The sequence below is a fragment of the Bacillus sp. AFS037270 genome (assembly GCF_002585305.1).
On sequence record NZ_NUNF01000013.1, the window covers coordinates 131687 to 150399 of the forward strand.

Annotated in this window: 12 protein-coding genes; all 12 read right to left on the bottom strand. The window is 39.8% G+C overall.

Going from position 1 to position 18713, the window contains the following annotated elements:
- Positions 1-95: 95 nt before the first annotated feature.
- Positions 96-2441 carry an AraC family transcriptional regulator gene (locus COD92_RS06595; protein ID WP_176541104.1) on the bottom strand — a complete coding sequence of 782 codons (2346 nt, stop codon included), beginning with the start codon at positions 2439-2441 and terminating at the stop codon, positions 96-98.
- A gap of 174 nt (positions 2442-2615) precedes the next feature.
- Positions 2616-3500 (bottom strand): carbohydrate ABC transporter permease, encoded by an 885-nt coding sequence (locus COD92_RS06600; protein ID WP_098528574.1) that lies wholly within the window; start codon positions 3498-3500, stop codon positions 2616-2618.
- Between the two features lie 36 nt (positions 3501-3536).
- Positions 3537-4532: an ABC transporter permease gene (locus COD92_RS06605; RefSeq protein ID WP_098528411.1), complete on the bottom strand. Its 996-nt coding sequence runs from the start codon at positions 4530-4532 to the stop codon at positions 3537-3539.
- A gap of 87 nt (positions 4533-4619) precedes the next feature.
- Positions 4620-6143 (bottom strand): extracellular solute-binding protein, encoded by a 1524-nt coding sequence (locus COD92_RS06610; protein ID WP_098528410.1) that lies wholly within the window; start codon positions 6141-6143, stop codon positions 4620-4622.
- A gap of 195 nt (positions 6144-6338) precedes the next feature.
- Positions 6339-8912 carry an exo-rhamnogalacturonan lyase family protein gene (locus COD92_RS06615; protein ID WP_098528409.1) on the bottom strand — a complete coding sequence of 858 codons (2574 nt, stop codon included), beginning with the start codon at positions 8910-8912 and terminating at the stop codon, positions 6339-6341.
- Between the two features lie 182 nt (positions 8913-9094).
- Positions 9095-10291 carry an oligogalacturonate lyase family protein gene (locus COD92_RS06620; protein ID WP_098528408.1) on the bottom strand — a complete coding sequence of 399 codons (1197 nt, stop codon included), beginning with the start codon at positions 10289-10291 and terminating at the stop codon, positions 9095-9097.
- A gap of 19 nt (positions 10292-10310) precedes the next feature.
- Positions 10311-10625, bottom strand: coding sequence for an L-rhamnose mutarotase (rhaM, locus tag COD92_RS06625; protein ID WP_098528407.1), 315 nt, complete (start codon positions 10623-10625; stop codon positions 10311-10313).
- Positions 10622-12625 carry a beta-galactosidase gene (locus COD92_RS06630; RefSeq protein WP_098528406.1) on the bottom strand — a complete coding sequence of 668 codons (2004 nt, stop codon included), beginning with the start codon at positions 12623-12625 and terminating at the stop codon, positions 10622-10624. The genes rhaM and COD92_RS06630 overlap by 4 nt, the downstream gene beginning before the upstream one ends.
- 42 nt (positions 12626-12667) lie before the next feature.
- A complete protein-coding gene (locus COD92_RS06635; protein WP_098528405.1) occupies positions 12668-13354 on the bottom strand; it encodes a rhamnogalacturonan acetylesterase in 687 nt (228 codons plus the stop codon).
- 15 nt (positions 13355-13369) lie between these two features.
- Positions 13370-15232: a rhamnogalacturonan lyase gene (locus COD92_RS06640; RefSeq protein WP_255286578.1), complete on the bottom strand. Its 1863-nt coding sequence runs from the start codon at positions 15230-15232 to the stop codon at positions 13370-13372.
- A 175-nt stretch (positions 15233-15407) separates the two neighbouring features.
- Complete coding sequence (locus COD92_RS06645) at positions 15408-17495, bottom strand: glycosyl hydrolase 115 family protein (RefSeq protein WP_098528404.1); 2088 nt, start codon at positions 17493-17495, stop codon at positions 15408-15410.
- A 75-nt stretch (positions 17496-17570) separates the two neighbouring features.
- Positions 17571-18599, bottom strand: coding sequence for a glycoside hydrolase family 88/105 protein (locus tag COD92_RS06650; RefSeq protein WP_098528403.1), 1029 nt, complete (start codon positions 18597-18599; stop codon positions 17571-17573).
- Positions 18600-18713: the final 114 nt, after the last annotated feature.

The following is an 18713-nucleotide window of genomic DNA, read 5'->3' on the forward strand; positions in this document are numbered from 1 at the left end:
AATTCCTAATACTTTTCCTACAACCATACTTTTTTGCCATAACTGTTTATAGACTATACAAGTAGCTTTTTAAAACAAAAAAATGATGGCTTTAGTTAACCATCATTTTCTACCCTCGCATTATTTACTTCTTGATTGAGCTTTCGATATTGGCTGGGAGGTACACCAATTTGCTTCTTGAATATACGATTAAAATAGCTATGCCTATAGCCAACACTTTCCGCAATATCATTAATTTTCATATCGGAATGAATTAACAATTCCTTTGCCTTTTCAATTCTTAATTGGGTTAGATAATCAATAAAATTAATACCAATAATCTGCTTAAAGGCTTTACTTAACGAATATGGATTCGTTCCAACCTCGTCAGCACAACTTTCTAATGAAATATCATACATGTAGTTGTCCTGAATTTTAATGACGACCTTCTCAATTACACGCTTCAACTCCATATTCATCCGGCCCTCAATCTTTTGGATATACGGACAGATGACTTCCTCCGTAAACCATTTGATAATTCGGCCTGGTTCACGGATTTGCGAAAGTTCCTCAAACATATTTTTACCTTTAAACAATTCATGCGGATGAATTCCAGAATGTAAGATTTCATGTTGAATACTGCTGTAAAGCTGCATAACACCTTGCTGAATATTAATTTCATTTACTCCATTTTCCGTTAGTTCCTTTAAGAATGGCTGAACTAATTTCTCCACTTCTTCAGCTTGTCCCATTCGAATGGCTTGAATAATCTCTTTTTCAATTGCAAATGGATAGTGGAAGGTAGTATGTCCCGTTTGCTGTATTTCCTGCAGGTCGATAATTTGATTGCTGTTTTCAAAGATACGGAACCGTTTTCCACTTCTGACCTTTTCAAAAATATAAGGAATCTTTTTCATATTTTCAGTGGGTTCACTTATCGTAACCGTTACATTCATCTTAATAATTTCATTAATTGTTTCTGTTACTTTATTAGCAAACTGGTACAATACTTCTCGAGGTGATTGTTCCTGATTATATATTAATAATATGCCCACCGTTAAATCCGAGAATTTTATCACATTAAACTGCTCAAACATTTCTTTTGCTATTTCATCGATTATATTCGCGGCGACAAATGTTACTAATCCTTCATCCTTATTTGAAAAATGAACCATCGAATCGTCCAGACCGGTTAATTGGAGGTCTAGAGCTATAAACCCTTTACCATCCACAGTCCACCCGTAATTTTCCATTCTGTTCTTCAGGTCTTCTTCGGTATGATCGTATAAGTAACCTTGAATCAATTGCAAAATAAAACTACTCTTTAGTTCTGTGACTTGTTCAACAAGACGAGTCTGAAGGGAGTCACTTTTTTGTGTAAGCAATTGCCACTGTTGTTCGATCAAAGTGAATTCGTCTCTGCCTTTCTTTTCCCATAACCCCTTTTGATCATCCTCGTGCCCCAATTTCTCTAGAAGTTTCTTAATAGGTGAATAAAGACGATTGGAGGTAAACCAAGATAGAATAAAAGCTAGAACAAGTGCAGAGATACTTAATAACAATATTAATCGAGAAACAAATACTAATGGAGCGGTGATGGACGACATAGGTGCTGCAGATACATAGGTCCACTCAGAATCCGCTCTTGAAAATTGCCCATATGAAACTGAGTACATGATTTTCTTATATTCCATTTCAAACGAGCCTTTACTCCTATTACTCTGTGTCATTTCCTTAATTAAAGCCTTTTCAAAAGAGGAGTCCTTAGTACTGTTGGCAGAGAGTAAAACTTGTTTTTTTCCATCAAGGATAAATGTTGCTCCGTTATCATAAGGTGTTAATGTTTTTAACAGCTCTAAGGCTTTATTCCGGTCGATGGTAACAATAAGCGATCCGAACGGTTCCTTGCTTGTTGGCGGGAGGTTATGAACAAAAGCTAATGTATTCCCACCTGCAGAAGGGTACTCTTCCCAAAATAATTTCTTTCCGGTATGTAAAGTATTTTGATAAAAAACTTTTGCTTCATCATTTAGTACTTGGTATTCGCTATTAAACAAAATCGGTTTTTCTCTATCGATATATAATTCTGCTTTCTTAATTAAGGAATGGCTTCCTTGTACTAATAGCAAGGTTTTAGTAATATCATACGTTTCAGGAAACTGCTTAACAAAATCAATATTTTTTAAAGATTCCCCAAACCGGGGTTCGAATGCCCAATGGGAGGTGGAGTACTCTAGGTACTTAAACTGATCATCAATATTTTTTGCCCTTTGTTCGATTTGACTATTATGAATCGTCCTTAACTCATTTTCCACTTTTCCAACAGCAAAAAAATAAATACATAGACCAGTTATTAAGCCAGGAATACTGGCAATAAGTAAAATGAGAATGAAACTGTTTCGATGAAAACTTCCTCTCCACTGAAGTGTTTTTAGTTTACCTATTATGCTCTGAAAACCCACTAGTACACCTCCTGGTTGAATCACTGCCATTTCTATTAATCTATTATGACACACGTTTGTCAAAAAATGAAGGCGCTTTAAAAGTGATTGTCGAAATTTTTACACAAATAAAAAAGGAGCAATTACACCATTGGATTCATGCATGGTGCAATTGCTCCTTTTGAAAAGTGCGTATCAGCCTTTTACGGACCCTAACAGCATCCCTTTTGCAAAATGCTTCTGCAGGAAAGGATAAACTATTAAAATAGGTAAAGTCGCTATCACGACTACAGCTAGTTTTAATGATTGATCAGGCGGCTCCACATACGATGATCCCATTGAAGCAGCATCTCCGATCTGTGACTGGGAGAGGAGAATAATTTGCTGCAACAGTACTTGGACTGGCCATTTTGTATTATCACTGATATATAATAATGCACTAAAGAAGTCATTCCAAATAGCCACGGCATAAAACAAAGCAAACGTTGCAAGTACAGGTTTCGACAACGGCAGCATGATTCTCCAGAATATGCCTACCTCTGTGCAGCCATCAATTTTTGCCGCTTCCTCTAATTCAACAGGTATGTTCTGAAAGAATGTTTTAACAATGACCAGGTTGAATGGATTGATCGCAATCGGTAAAATTAATGCCCAATAGGAATCCAATAATCCTAGTGATTTTACGACGATATAAGTAGGAATCATCCCCCCGCTGAACAACATGGAGAAAACAATCAGCTTCATGAACACATTCCGGCCCATTAAGTGCTTTCTTGATAATGGATACGCCATGGAGAAGGTAAAGAACAGACAAACGACTGTCCCTACCAAGGTAACACAGATGGATACGAGTATACTCCTCGTGAATGTTGCGGTAGAAAAAATATACTTATAGGCATCTAAAGAAAATGTCTCTGGCCAGATAAAGAAACTTCTACGAGTAAGTTCAGCCTCTGTAGCAAATGAACCAGCAATAATATATATAAATGGGCAAATCATTACCAGACCAATAATTCCTAATAGTATGAAGTTAAAAACATCAAATACCCGTCCGGCAGGGGTATTGTGCATTTTTGGCATAGCCATAATTCCCACCTCCTAATTAATAACAAACTCTTAAAAAATACCTTCTTGCCCCATTTTTTTGGCAAGCTTGTTCGCACCTAAAACAAGGAGCACCCCAATTACTGATTTAAATAATCCTACCGCTGTACTATAACTATAGGCACCTTGTGTAATCCCTACAAAATACACATACGTATCAAATACATCGGCAACACTGCGGTTCAATGAATTGGACATTAAGTAAATTTGCTGGAATCCTGTATCAAGGAAGTGCCCAAGTCTTAAAATAAGTAGCACAATGATCGTACTTCTTACAGCTGGGAGTGTAACATGCCACAAGCGTCTCATTCGTCCAGCGCCGTCAACAATTGCAGCTTCGTATTGTTCCTTATCAACAGACGCCAAGGCTGCTAAGAAAATAACTGTCCCCCATCCCGTTTCTTTCCACATGATTTGGAATAACATTAACGGTCGGAACCAAGCCGGAGAGGATAAGAAATTAATTTCTTTTCCATAGAAATGGGCAACGATTTCGTTGATTACTCCTCCACTAGTGGTAAAGAAGATATAGGTAATACTTGCAATGATAACCCATGACATAAAATGCGGTACATAGATAAATGTTTGGACCGTTTTTTTGTAAGACTGCACTCTTAATTCATTTAATAATAGCGATAAGATTATTGGTGCAGGGAAGAAAAATACTAAATCAAGCGAAGCCATAATCGCAGTATTTCTTAATAATCTGAAGAAGTCTGGATTCTTAAAGAAATCCATAAAGTTTTCAAATCCCACCCACTTACTTCCAAGTACCCCGAGAAATGGTGAATAATCCTGAAAGGCAATCACGATCCCCCACATTGGAGCATATTTAAAAATAGCAAAATATAGGATGCCTGGAAGTAATAATAGGTAGAGCCATTTATCTCTCTTTAAACGATTGAGCCTGGATATACCGGATTTCACTTCTGCCTTTGATGCCTTTTTTGCAGTAACCGCTTGATTCGAAACAACAGTATCAACACTTTGTGGTTTAAGGCTTTCCATACGATCTCTCCTTTCATACGAGTGGATTAGGTAATCAGGTATCTTCTAAAACAGGCAGTGTAAAAACACCGCCTGTTTTAACTTCAATTATTTCTTATTTTCTTTGTATAATTTATTGATTTCTTTAATATAATCGTCTCCACCGGAAGTACGCCATAATTTGATTGCATCTTTAAATCCATTTTCATCAATTTGGCCAACAATAAATTTAATTCTTGCATCATTGATAATATTATCTAACTGTTGTCCTTTTTGAGCATATACTTCTGAAAGTAACGCATCGGCTGGATTCGGTACGACAATCTTTTCATTATCTTTCAGAATTTGCTGCTCCTTTTCTCTTACAGGTGTTAAGTCTGGTTTAAGGGAACGATCTTCAGGTATACCCATTTGGAATTGATTCAAGTCCGTAAATTCATTGACAAGGGACTTATTCGAGTCAGTAATAAGTGTTTGATATTTACCATCCTTGATTTCATAATGACGGCCTTCTACACCGTTATAGGAAAGAATTTGGGCTTCCTTCTCATTTAATTTATCTAAGAATGTTAACACTTGTTTCAACTCTTTTTCTGTTTTCACACTCGATTTAGGGATTGCTAAAATACCAGAATACCCGGATGTAGGCAATGTATGGAGACCTTCAGGACCTTCCACTGCGCCAAAAATATCAATAGGTTCTGTTAATTCAGGATGTGCCTTTCTCATATCTTCATCCGCACGGTGACCGCGGTCCAATACATCCACGATAACACCCGCTTGACCGTTCATAAGCGGGTCTCCCCATTTTTGCGGATCCATCACGGCAAAGTCTTGATTAATGAGTTTTTCATCATATAATTTTTTGAAGAATTTCAATGCATCCATGTATTCCTTCGTCGTAAAATCAGGCTGCAGTTTACCGTCTTTATCTTCACCCCATTTATTTGGAGCCCCGAACCATACTTGCATGATGTCAAACGGGCCAGTATATTTGGAAATAACCATTCCATAGGTGTCATCTTTGCCATTTCCATCTGGGTCATCATGTGTAAATGCTTTCAAGACATTATAGAATTCATCAATTGTCTTTGGTTCTTCTAAGCCAAGCTTCTTCAACCAGTCTTTTCGGATCGTAACTCCGAGCCTTCCTAACGGACGTGCACGATAAATACCGTAAACTTTTCCATCTATTGAACTATTTTGCAAAGTTATTTCGTTGGCTTTGCTTAAATTTGGATAATCTTTTAAGTACGGGGTTAAATCCCAAAAGGCTCCGTCTCTAACTGCACTTACGAAACTAGGAATCTTGCTTGGAATCATCATAATATCTGGCAGGTTGCCTGATGCCAGCGTAATATTCAATTTATCACTGTACGCACTATCAAGTACCCAGTTCATTGTAATGTTTGTATTTGTAAACTTTTCTAATGCCTTTAAAGCGGGGCTGTTATTAGCTGGTGGTTCTGGTGTATAAGCGGTTGTCATGATTTTGATTTCAGGTCTTCCATCCTTTTTACTTGTACCACTAGAAGTTTCGGAACTGCTGCATGCTGCTAAAGAAGAAAGTAACATGGCTGATAGGACTGGAATGGCTACTGCTTTACTTGTAAACTTTTTACCTTTTTTCATTTAAATACCCCCAAATTTTACTATAATCGCAGTTTCGACATTAAACAGTTATTTCAACTTTCGGCTATTATGCCCTTTTCGATAACTGAGTGATGATCTACCTTAAAATTAAATCGCTTTCATTTTTCTGACAATTACATTTTTTTGTCCTAACAAAAACCTTGATATAATAAGGTTTTTACGCCTTTAAACACTTTATTGTTGGACTAATACTTTCTTGAAATCCACATTTGGCAGGTATTCACCAATTAACTCCAACGAAATAATCGTATTTAGACACCACTGTGAGGTAGTATTAGTCGTAATACTTGGAACCTCGTTCATCGCCCTCCAACTTTGGACCACTTCCTCTTTTATTGGCAGCACCATTTGACTGATTTCTTCATTTAATAATAGATTCCAAGCTTTTCGGGCAAGATTTTTATCTTTTTTCTTGGCCGCGGCATAAGCCACCATTCCAGAAGCTAGCATAGGTAAACTAAATAGCTTATCGTGAAGGATTCCATTACTTCTAGATAATTTTTCCTGATTACTTAGGACATAAAATTCGCCAAATTCGGCTAACATATCGTCCCATTCTTCATCTCCGAGAACCTGTGCAAGTTCCATCCACGCCTGGGGACCCCCGAAAGCAATCACCATGTGATAGCCTCCTTCATTTCCGTCCCCCATATGTAGGAGAGTGCTTGTCTTAGGGTCATATCCAAAGGTTGGTCCTGAGAGCAAGCGGAATGGGAGCTGCTTTAACGTATTGATTCCCGTAATGATTTTTTCTTTGTACACATTGTTTTCTGTTCGTTCCCACTCTGATAACCAATTGGAACAAAAGGCAGCCCAATCCGGACCGACTCGGGCATGTGTTGGGAATTGTTCTGTTGTATAAAACTCTCTCATTGGATCTAGGTTGGCTAATGCTTGGTCAGCATCTTTTACTTCCGTGAGTAAATCTCTTACTCTTTCATCTGTTGTTAAGAAATAATAGTATTTATGTAATCCAGCCATACTAATACGAGCTTCTTTACAGCCGCAGCCCCAATGGACGACGTTATGGCGAGAACCTAATCCAGCATATTCACCAAAGTGGTAACAATCGACTTCACTGGTATGTCTTGTCATCGCCTCTGCCATGATAAACACGTCTTCTCGTCCTGACCGTAAAAAAGAATACCAAAGCCAAATATTCGGCACGAGCTCCGTATTTTGCCAAGCAAAACCACCGATATCATACATCCATTGATGACGGACCGGGTCGTAGGTATGCATGACGTCACCATAATTCCAATAACCATACCATCTTCGCTGTTCAATTTCCTTCTTATAAAAATGGAAGGCTTTATCAAGTTGTTCTTCTAACTGTGCTTTGATAGGGGTGCTTCGATTTTCTAAACTCCATACCCCTGATGCTTTCGTATGGTGATAATATTCTGGTTCACATACTAATAATAGAGGAGCTTGCCATTCTTCTATTTGACTAATTAAGTCTTCGTTTGACGGAGAATCAGAATAAAAATGTAAAAAGACTTCACTGGTATTGGCAATCCCGAACGGAGTAGAACGCATTTCATCAAAACCCTCATAGGCACTGACAACATGTGTCTCGTTATTATAATGCCGCAGGTCCATCGCTCCTGAATCTGGTGACCAAAACCATGCTTTCAGCTTTGCTTCGGACTTACTTAAATCACTAACTTCCAGTGCTGAGGGGAACTTTTGCCAAAAATTCTTTATCCCAACAGAGATCCCATGATCCTCTCCGCCAATATATAATAAACCCTTTGCTCTAGTACCATGTGTGGATTCCACCCAGGCAGAGGATTCTTGTGTCCGTTTGATGATTCGATAGTGGTCAGCTGAATCCTGCAGAATTTTGAAATCATTCCAAATAGCATTTTGTTTGGCATGTTCTAATAATTGAGAGTGTTTTTCTTCTGTTAGGCTGACGATTTCACCCGCTATCTGTTTTTGAAACAAGCCATCCACATTTCTGTGTCTTCTCGTTAGCAGAAGCTGGGCTGCTTCTGAATAAATCCCTTCATCTCCTGAAAAACGAGCATTACGATTCCACGCTTCTCCCGTAAGTGGAACTGATAATTCCAGGCCTACACCTTTAATAAAATCCTTTTCGGGATCGCCATCGTAGAATAGGGTATGAACGGTTCGAACGGATTCAGTGTTTGCATAAAAGTAAAGCCTTAATTCAAACGGAAGCAATGTGCTTGTTCCTGATACTGCCTGATGGTTTCCTTCAATTTTAATAACAGCTCTTAAAGGACCTTTTTGCTCAATTTCCACATTGTTAATAATTCCTTCAAATGGGTCTTCGCGAGTGAGTGTACTCCTATCTTCCTTACTGCGAGTCTCTCTAATCGCATTTAATTGACCGTCAAACGCAATCGTTTTTGTGCCTCTTTTTATAAAATTAATTATCCTCTTCCCCTGTTTGTTAAGGGAGAATAATAGTTTACCAGTGTCGATTTCAATAGTATGATTATTTTCCCTAACCTGCAAGATACTGTCAGATTTTACATGTTCATTAAGCGATACTTCATATATATCTTCATCGCCCTGAAGTACAGCGGCATGACCTGTCCACTTCACACTTCCATCCGGCCAAAAAGCCATTGGCCAAGTTTGTAACGAACTTTTTTTACCGCTGCTGCTCTGGAGACAGATCGTATCTTCCCTTTTTAATGCCCCTCTTTCCCAAGGAATTCCCCAAGAAATCCCTGTAGGATCCTTCGGCCTTTTGTTTAACCAATGTAATTTCATAGTTCCACTCTCCCACTGGCTGGTTTTATATGCTACAAATTCTATTATTTTCAGTCTTTTACTTTCCTTCAACGCTCAATTTTTGCGAGCAATATGATTTGACTTATTATGATCGCCTAAGACATTTTTGCATGATTAACAAAAAAACAGGCAGTTATTTTTTGCCTGTTTAATCATGTTTATTAACTTTTTATCAATTTTCCTTCTACCAGCTCTGGCAGACTATCAAATTCAGGAACTTCTACCAGATAGATATTCCCGTAACCAGTGCGGTCACTTGTAAACAAAATCTTGGTTCCACCTGGAGTATACCGGGGATGGACATGGACTTGCTGAATCTGAAAACTTCCACGATGCTTACATAGAATCCGCGGTCCTTCCATTCCCTCGTTTGTTTTTTTCCATAAGAAGATACAATCCTGATACCTTTCACCATGGTAGGCACTTGATTGTTGACCATCTCCTACAATGAAGCTCGAATCATTGGAATGGATGTGCATATTTTGATAAGGAAATTCAAATTCTTCACAAACTGAATTATCATATTTGGCAAACCCAAGGAATTTTCCGTCTTTACGGTCCAATGATTCGGTGAAACCATGATAGCCAATATGCAGACCGTCCGCATGCCAATACTCATGTCCCGCATATTGGTTTGGTTCTCCCTCTCTTATTTTCCAGACTTCACCGGTATTAATATTCAATACCCAAATACGATGGTCCACTTTTTCCCATGGCCCCTCATGACAGAAGGTGATTAGATGCGGCTGTGTTGGTGAAGCATTGACATGGCCAATCCACCGTTTTTCCTCATGAATTACTTTTGCTTCTCCCGTCTCAAATGTTAGTAAACATATTTGACAGTGCGGTCGTGCTGCTTCAGTTTCTTCAAACCCTACATATCCGCCTGATAAATTACTATTAATGGTTTGGGACAAATCCTCAGACAGACCAAAACACAGGTGTTTTCCATCAGCAGTACAGCTAAGATTGCTAAAGTTATATCCTTCTGGCAAAGTAAAAATCACTTTTTCTTCATATGAATCTAGGTCTATTGCGATAATCGTCTTACCAAAGGTAAAATACGCTTCATTTTTGACAGGGTTGATATAGGTTCCTTGTATTCCCTTCGAAACGTTTTTATCTAGGTCTGTTATTTGTGTTAATTCTCCGTTCTTCAGGTCCAGACTAAATAAGTTTGTGGCGTTTCCACGGTCCGAACAAATTAAAATTTTAGAACCGTTATCATACCAGCCGTCATTGGTAAAATACAGATGATAACTATGAGCCAAGTAATCTGTTAATTGTGTAATGGCCGCTCCCGTAATTGGATCTCGGAATTCCTTCTTTTCAGATGGCCATTTAGTTCCCTTCCCCATGCTCTATACCTCGTTTCTATTAATCTAAATAAAATACATGTTTTAATTCAATTGCTGCCGGACTATTATCGGGGTTGGTTTCCATAATATCTTTCATATAGGCCCACCATTTCTGGCAAACTTCGGTTTGAGCCATTGCATTCCATTTTTCTTCACTTTCGATTTCAACATAGGCAAACAGATTATTCGTTTTTTCATCAAGAAAAATCGAGTAATGATGGGCTCCGTGCTTTTTTAATTCTAGTGCAAGCTCAGGCCATATTTCATCATGGCGTTTCTTGTATTCTTCGTGAAATCCTTCAAACACCTTCATGACTGTTGCTTTTCGAATCATCTAAAACACTCCTTATCATTAATACGAATTACCCTATATTCAAATTTGCCGATTTCAAGTTTTCCCGGGCTTACTTTGCTATTCGTCTGTAAGTCAATTCCTTCAATTGGCAAGGTAACGCTTCCACCATTTCCGTCCATGTTGATCACAAACCAAACAGAATATCCATCACCCTGTCTCGGAGCAACAATGGTTCCTTTTGTTACGTCTGTTCTAAGTGATAAATTGGCTTCTTGTGAATAATGGTCGACGAGTTTCTGTAACATTAGGGCGCCTTCTGTTCCTTGTGGCATCGAACCAAGCATAACAATTTTTCCAGCACCAAGACGATGCTCGGTAATAAAGGATTTTCCTTCAGAAAGCCCCTCTTCAATGATGCCAACTGACTTCTCTTGGTCGAATTCGAATACTGAACTCCACAAACCAAGCGGTGCAGATACATCGAAGGCACGGCCGATGGTTCTGCTGTTATCCATAGGGTAAGTAAATAAAACCTCTACACCAGCGGTATTCTCAAGTTCCCCCAAAGCTTGATCTGTATGGACCGTATGGGACTCAGTCCTTCCTCCTGTTAAAGGGCCTGCAATCCAGACTCCGCCATTTTCAACAAATTGCTTCGCACGAGCTAGAAACTCTGATGACACATAAGGGATAAACGGTGTCAATAATACTTTATATCCCTCAAGGCTTGCCCCTTCAGGAATAAGGTCGCGATGGATCCCCATTGATAATACTTTTTCATAAAAATCTGTTACTAACGTGCGGTGATTTAACCCACGGTGTGATTCCGTTTTCAAAAAAGCCTTTGCCCGGTCAGAATAGGTGATGGCCAATTCTGCTTGACTCGGTCTTGTCGCTAGGATAATAGGTTCGATTTCTTTTCTCATCTTCTCTACTTCCAGCACATTGGCATAGCCAACTGTTGGTTTTCCCCATGCACTGATAACCGAACTATGCGGCTGCTCGCAGCCGGCACGCTGCTGTCTCCACAGCCAATATGAAAATCCTTCCGCTCCTAATGCATAAGCCGCAGCTGCCTCGGCTTTTAAATAGCCATTGGGATGAGGGCTTGCGTAGCTTTCGAGCGATGCAGCATACGATGTGCTGGTTTCCATTACCCAAAAGTCTTTGCCTTTCTTAAAGTTCCGCCACAAATCGCTGTTAATAAGATAGGCAGGGAAATTATCTACCGTTGCATAAGTATCAAAAGAAGCAAAATCAAGATTTTTAAATAATCGCTCATTATCAACACTAAACATAACGGAACTGTTATGGGTAATCGGTGCACCTGAATATTTTCTAATAATCGCTGCTTGCTCATCACAGAACTCAGCAATTTTTTCCATAGAGAATAATTGATACATCGTACTTAATGATGAGTTGTGTAAAAATGGTGCATGGCCTGGCTGCGGTACTTGTTCAAAGCTGTGGTAATATTCACTCCAAATTTGCGTACCCCATGCTTCATTTAGTTGCTCGACCGTCCCATAACGTTCCTCTAACCACTGATGCCATAAGTCTTTACATGCAGCGCACATACATTCACTAACATGACATTTGAATTCATTATCAATCTGCCAGCCAATCACACCCGGCAAACTTCCCACTGCTTTAGCAATATGTTCCGTGATCAGCGCGGCTCTTTCACGGAAATAGGAATGGTTGGTGCAGGCATGCTGTCTTGAGCCATGGCCCATTACTCTTCCATCCCGCTCGACATACATCCTTTCCGGGTGTCCGTCTGTGAACCAGATTGGCGGTGTGGGAGTAGGCGTACACATTACAGTCTCAATCCCATTTTCATAGAGTTTATTAATTACATTTATAAAGAAGGATAAATCATACTGGCCTTCTTTCGGCTCCATGTTGGACCAAGCAAATTCACCCATTCTTACGACATTAATACCTGTTTGTTTCATCATTTTAATGTCTTCATTTATTACGTTTTCATCCCATAGCTCAGGATAATAAGCTGCTCCGTGATATAACTTTTTGCCCAATTGACTTCACCTCAGTATTTGTATTTAGGCTCAATGAATCTATCAATCTATTCTTTTAATAAAATCAGTAATGGGTAATTGTAATTCCTTTATTCCTTCTATGACTAATTTTGCGACCTCACTTGCTCCGTGTTCACAAAAATGAGTGTTATCCTGAATCCCTTCTGGGTAATTAGGATGTACATTAGGCTCAAACCATGTAAATAATTGCTTAGAACCCTCTACGCCTAATGATTCATATAGCTTTCTGGTCTTTGTTAATAAATCAATTAGCTGGACTTCTAACTTTTCAGCCAACTGAATCATCGATTGAGGATAGTCCCCCAGTGAGTGGACTAAGGTATCCGTTTCATCAAAATGTCTGCGATTTACGGATGTAATCAAGATTGGAGTAGCTCCTTTTTCCCTAGCACCTTTAATATATTCTGTCAGGTATGACTGATACGTTGTAAAGGCTTCTGTCCCATATGGTTTTTGGTCATTATGCCCAAATTGAATGAACAAATAATCTCCCGGTTGAATCGATTCCAGGATTTTTTCTAACCGTCCTTCTGCAATAAAGCTGTTTGTACTGGCTCCACCTTTTGCATGATTGTGGACTTTTACCTCATCCGTAAAAAAGGATTGAAAAACCTGCCCCCATCCCGCCATAGGTGCTTCATGCGGCGGGCAGTTGGCTACTGTAGAATCTCCTGCTAAAAAAATTTGGACTGGCCTCTTCGAAACCATCTAGAACTCCTCCTATTACTTTTTCACTTTTGATTTTTGTACAGGTTTTACTTCATAAATATTTGGTACCGGCGGCTTTTCCATATTGTGTCCGAGAAAGAACCCAGGATGCGGCGGCTGATTATAGGCCACATTTTGCCAGGCAATGGCTAATCGATAATTTGGGTCGTGCATGAGTGTGTAAATCCGATGATCTGTTATATCAGTTGTCGTATAGATTCTAAGTGCTGTACTATCATCAGTCCGCCAAATGACTTCCTCGCGCCAATCCCCCAGAATATCGGCCTGTAAACAAGGATTCCCCTTTGTTCCATTATTTGACCTAGTTCCGTCTGCAGTAAGTAAATTCACTAGTCTGCCATTTTCATAGTCCCATTTATCAATTTTTCCTACGCCAATTCCTGTGTCAATATCATAATCATGGTCGAGAAGTTCCCTTAACAAATCTCCATCCCACCAGATCGCAAAATTAAACGACTGAGGGTTCACATCCGATATCTTTTCACCTGAACTGCTATATAGTCCTGCGCCTCCGGTCTTCCAATGGGTGGATGACCACACTTCCGCTCCCTCATAGCGCGGGTCAATATCTGCTGCCATCCCTCTGCCCACATCTTCAACTGATGGAATTCCCCAAAGAATTTCTCCTGTTCTTGCATCATGAATTTCTGTGCCATTGTCTTGTGGAGTCTCATGCACTTGGAAGATTTCTAAACCGGGCCTGCTAGGGATAAAATTCCCGACATGGATGGCATCGCCATGTCCTAAACCAGTGGTATAAAGCCCAGTTCCGTTGTGATCAATGACACAGGAGCCATAGATAATTTCATCTTTCCCATCATCATCTACATCTGCAGCACTTACACTATGGTTTCCTTGACCGGAATATCCCTCATTACCAGGTTCAAGGCTATCAAACTTCCATAATTTTGACAGTTCGCCTTCGCGCCAATTATAAGCAACTAATACCGCTCTGGTGTAATAGCCACGGCACATCACTAGACTTGGTCTTTCGCCGTCAAGATAGGCAATGCATGCGAGAAACCGGTCGACACGGTTCCCTTCATCATCCCCCCAATCGGAACCCTTTCCTCTTGGCGGGTCATAATCTGTTGTTACTAACTCTTTTCCTGTGGTTCCCTCAAATATAGTCAAATACTCTGGGCCTTCAAGAATGAAACCATCTTTATTCCGAAAATCAGCATCAGCTTCTCCAATTACCTTTCCTGTTCCATCTATCGTTCCGTCAGCAGTTTTACAGGCAATTTCCGCCTTCCCATCACCATCGAGGTCATAGACGAGAAATTGCGTATAATGCGCTCCGGCACGGATGTTTTTCCCTAAATCTATTCTCCATAAATGGGAACCATTTAATTTATAAGCATCTAAGTAGACGTTTCCTGTATATCCCTTATGTGCGTTGTCATGAGAGTTCGTTGGGTCCCATTTTAAGATGATTTCATATTCTCCATCTCCATCCACATCTCCCACACTAGCGTCATTCGCTTGATAGGTATAGAAGACACCATCTGGAGAAATTCCGCCTTCTGGTTTATTAAGTGGAAGGGTCAAATAATTGGTTTCCCATACATCGACGGTCTCTGATTGGGGCTGTTCCTCACCATTTATTACGGCACAAACACTATAAAGTGAACTGATTTCCCCATTATGGTCCAAGTAATTTGTACTTGTGGTAATGGGGGAAGGGTTCACTCTCATGCCATCGCGGTAGAGATTAAAAGAAATTTCTTCCGGGTCGGTTCCGAACAAGCGCCACCCCACATAAACACCATTCTTAACTTTGACTGCGATTAACCCCCGATTTAAGCTCTCCATTTGACGTAAAGATACTGATTGTTTATTACGATTATTTGACATCCATTTGATCCTCCTGAATTGTTTAATCGTTGGACACCATAAGGGTAATGGAAATAGGATTAGCCCATCAATTACATTTTTTTGAATAGTAGCGTTTTAAGACCCGTTTTTAAAACTTGGACTTTCTTGTTACTTTGTACATTTTTGTTAAACTTCACAATTAAAAATAAACCCATCATATATCTTGTCTCTGAATAAACAATTCTTCAAGTCTATTAGAAAGTTCATCATCGGATAATGGATTACGATGAGTATTTTCCAAATAAATATATTTTTCTGTTTCCGGCATCAAATATTCCTTATACCATAAGAAGAAATCAGGGCTATCTCCCTGCATTCTGATAAATTTGCGTAAAGCATCGAGTGAATACAGGGTACTTTTTACATTGGTTAACCAATCTGCACGGTAAAAATTTTCCCATTTCCCGTGTTCCGCCCGTTTTAATGCAAGTATGCTATCGTTATAATGGCGTATCGATTGTGACACGCGAACAAATGCAAGCGCGTGTTCTTGCTTTTTAAAATGGAAATATCCATTACATAAGGCTATAAAACCATTACATCCGGAAACGTGTAGTTCAACGTGCAATGTAAACTGGTCGTAGAAACGCTGCTGATCCTCTACACCAAGTTCGGCACTCAAGTTCCGGCATTGCTGTAATAATTTCTCCCAGCCCCTAAGCCCATCTTCGCATTTGTTCTTAAACCAAAGGACCTGCTCCTCAAAGGCAATTTCACCTGTTGCCCAATGAAGTTTGGATAAAGGGATATCAACTTTTCCCTGAAGCCAATGGCCGATAATTTTCCTGGCGGGATGATGATAAAATTCCTCTCCGGCTCTATCATCTTTATTTTCACCATATAGGATGGATTGGTTGAAATAGCTTTGATATAGCTGTTCGATTTGTTTGCTGCCCGTTTGATACAAACGTTTTATAAAACGCTCTAAGTGTTTTTCTTGATTGACAGTTCCTTTGCTCCATAATTCACTTACTAAATCTAAAGGATAGAGATGGGGCCGAATATTTCCGCTGTTCAATAAAAGATACGAATCTGCTCCTGCTTCAAAAGCCTTCTCCATTTCTTCAATAATCATTTCTGGCGGTGATGGGAACATCGTTAAATGATTGGATGCTTGCAAATCATGAAAGGTAATATGATAGTAAATCCCGTGTTCACCATGATCGTCCGCTGTCGGCAAGGAAGGAATCCTAAGGTTTTCATTCCCTTGTCTCCGTGACACCATTTTCCCGTATCCATTATCAGCCCAAATGTAGATGACACCCTCTGGCACTTTGATATGCCCTTCTTTATACAACTCTGCAATTTCACCATATAGGGCCATAGAACAAACCGGCTGTTCGACAGATTGCTGAATCAATTCATATTGCCTTGCTACTACCTTTGAAATCATGTCACCCCGTTTTTCTGGTGTGTCAAATTCCGGGGCATACAGCCAAAAGGGTGCATCTCCTTGTCCGCGGAATGAGAGAACCCAAATGATCTTTTGATGCTTTTGCTTTTCAATGGCTTCCTTCCACAGATTCTCGAATAACTCTGGATTTTCTTGATAGTTTGGCTGTTTCCCAGGATAGGCACGTAAAAACATTTCTGCCCCCAGCGGTTCCGCATGGTGATGGGTCAACCATAGGCCCATCTCTGAAGCCAATTCGGCATGAATCCCATGTCTTGGAAGATCTGTTCCAGGGATCACCATATTGCCGCCACAGCGTAATAGCGCTTCAAATACGGGATACCATACTTCTTTTGTAGGAGGATACTCTTCTTTCCACCCTATTAAACAAACCTCATCATTCACAAACCAGCCACGATATTTAACCTTGGCTTTGTACGAATTAAAATTTTTAAAAGGGATCTTTATTTCCGTCTTTTGTTGAATTGGTAAATCAGCCCAAAACCAAAAAGGATCAATGCCTAAATAATCCTTACTGTAATGAAGAAGTCCATATATAATCCCTAGATCATCGTTTCCAATGATGTGCATGACCGGTTTTCCATTTTGAAAATTGAACCGGAAACAATAACCCTCCGGCCACTCGGGACAATCATCCTCCTTTGAGTCGTATCGAATGATCAGATCAGGGGCCTCATCAAGTGAGGAGGTTAATTTAGGAGGCTTACCAAATACCTTTTTATGATCCCTGACGATCATATCTAGGGCATATTGAACTGGGGTTGTTATGTTTTCTGGCGGAAAAATAACTGTACTTTCAACGATTAGAACATAAGAGTGATTGAACATATTTCTCCCCTAACTTTTAATTATGTAAAAATACCTGTGGAAGGAATGTCCCTCCGCAGGTTCGATCTGTTTACTCTAATCTTTTTTTGTGCGTTTTAATAATAAGGATAGAAAGGCAAGAACTAGGCCTTGACCCCAGCCTTGAACTCTTTTATATGGGACTCCTTTATACCCTTCAGCATCATCCATGACCGCAGTTCCGGCTGAAACATTCATGACGGACCCGTCCTCTTTGACTTGCTTTAGAATTGCATCAATTGATTTTTGAACATATTTGTTATACAGTTTCCCTTTTGTTAGTAACGCTGCTGCAATTCCTGCCGAACCTGACGTTTCTAAATATGATTCAGGATCTGTCACGATCGTATGCCAAAGTCCGGATTCATCCTGTAAGCGAACCAATGCACTTAGCTGATCACGGAGTGACCCTTCTATAATCATAAAGGATGGATGCTGCACCTTCACAAGCTCTAATGCCCTAGCCATGGTGTAGGCAGCCCAGCTGTTTCCACGGGCCCAAAAAATGCCGGACATATGGTTTTGGGCGATATTGTCCCAGCCATGATAGTATAGGTTGGTCAAGTCATCCTGGAGAAACTGCTCATGACCATGATATTGCTTTAAGCCGAAATCAATGTAATCCTTCCGATCGAGCATATGCCCCATTCGTAAGAGAAAATAGCCCGCCATAAACATCGTATCGACCCATGCCTGCTCGGGGAACACGTTTTTGACACCGTTTACAGTATGCTGCAAAACACCATCTGCAAATTTCTCTGCATCATTTAATAAGAAGTCTGCCATTTGAATGGCATATTCTAAATATTTTTCCTCGTCCGTTGCTTTATATAAAGTGATGAGGGTATGACCGATGGAGGAGGCATTTACCGTTAAGTTCGGAAGTCCATCCTCTAATTCCTCATCGACCCAATCCTTTATAAATTCCAAATATCGTTTCTCACCAGTTGCTTCATAGCTTTCCGCAACACCGTAAAAGGCAACCCCGCCCGGCCAGTCCCAGCTGAAATCCATTTTTGAGGTTCTATCGACGACAAGTTCAATAGCTTCTTTTACTTTTTCTTCATCAAATACAAGTTGAGGCATCTTTATCCCACCCAAAATTAATAAAAATAGATAGTTGGCATAACTTTCGAATTCAATAGAGCTTTAGTTGAATGCTTTATCAGCGGTTTCTTGAGACTTATCAGCGGTTTTGAA

Bases quoted from the DNA above. Each gene is read 5' to 3' on its own strand.
- COD92_RS06600 (WP_098528574.1), bottom strand. From the start codon at position 3,500: ATGCCAAAAATGCACAATACCCCTGCCGGACGGGTATTTGATGTTTTT.
- COD92_RS06605 (WP_098528411.1), bottom strand. From the start codon at position 4,532: ATGGAAAGCCTTAAACCACAAAGTGTTGATACTGTTGTTTCGAATCAA.
- COD92_RS06610 (WP_098528410.1), bottom strand. From the start codon at position 6,143: ATGAAAAAAGGTAAAAAGTTTACAAGTAAAGCAGTAGCCATTCCAGTC.
- COD92_RS06615 (WP_098528409.1), bottom strand. From the start codon at position 8,912: ATGAAATTACATTGGTTAAACAAAAGGCCGAAGGATCCTACAGGGATT.
- COD92_RS06620 (WP_098528408.1), bottom strand. From the start codon at position 10,291: ATGGGGAAGGGAACTAAATGGCCATCTGAAAAGAAGGAATTCCGAGAT.
- rhaM (WP_098528407.1), bottom strand. From the start codon at position 10,625: ATGATTCGAAAAGCAACAGTCATGAAGGTGTTTGAAGGATTTCACGAA.
- COD92_RS06635 (WP_098528405.1), bottom strand. From the start codon at position 13,354: ATGGTTTCGAAGAGGCCAGTCCAAATTTTTTTAGCAGGAGATTCTACA.
- COD92_RS06640 (WP_255286578.1), bottom strand. From the start codon at position 15,232: ATGTCAAATAATCGTAATAAACAATCAGTATCTTTACGTCAAATGGAG.
- COD92_RS06645 (WP_098528404.1), bottom strand. From the start codon at position 17,495: ATGTTCAATCACTCTTATGTTCTAATCGTTGAAAGTACAGTTATTTTT.
- COD92_RS06650 (WP_098528403.1), bottom strand. From the start codon at position 18,599: ATGCCTCAACTTGTATTTGATGAAGAAAAAGTAAAAGAAGCTATTGAA.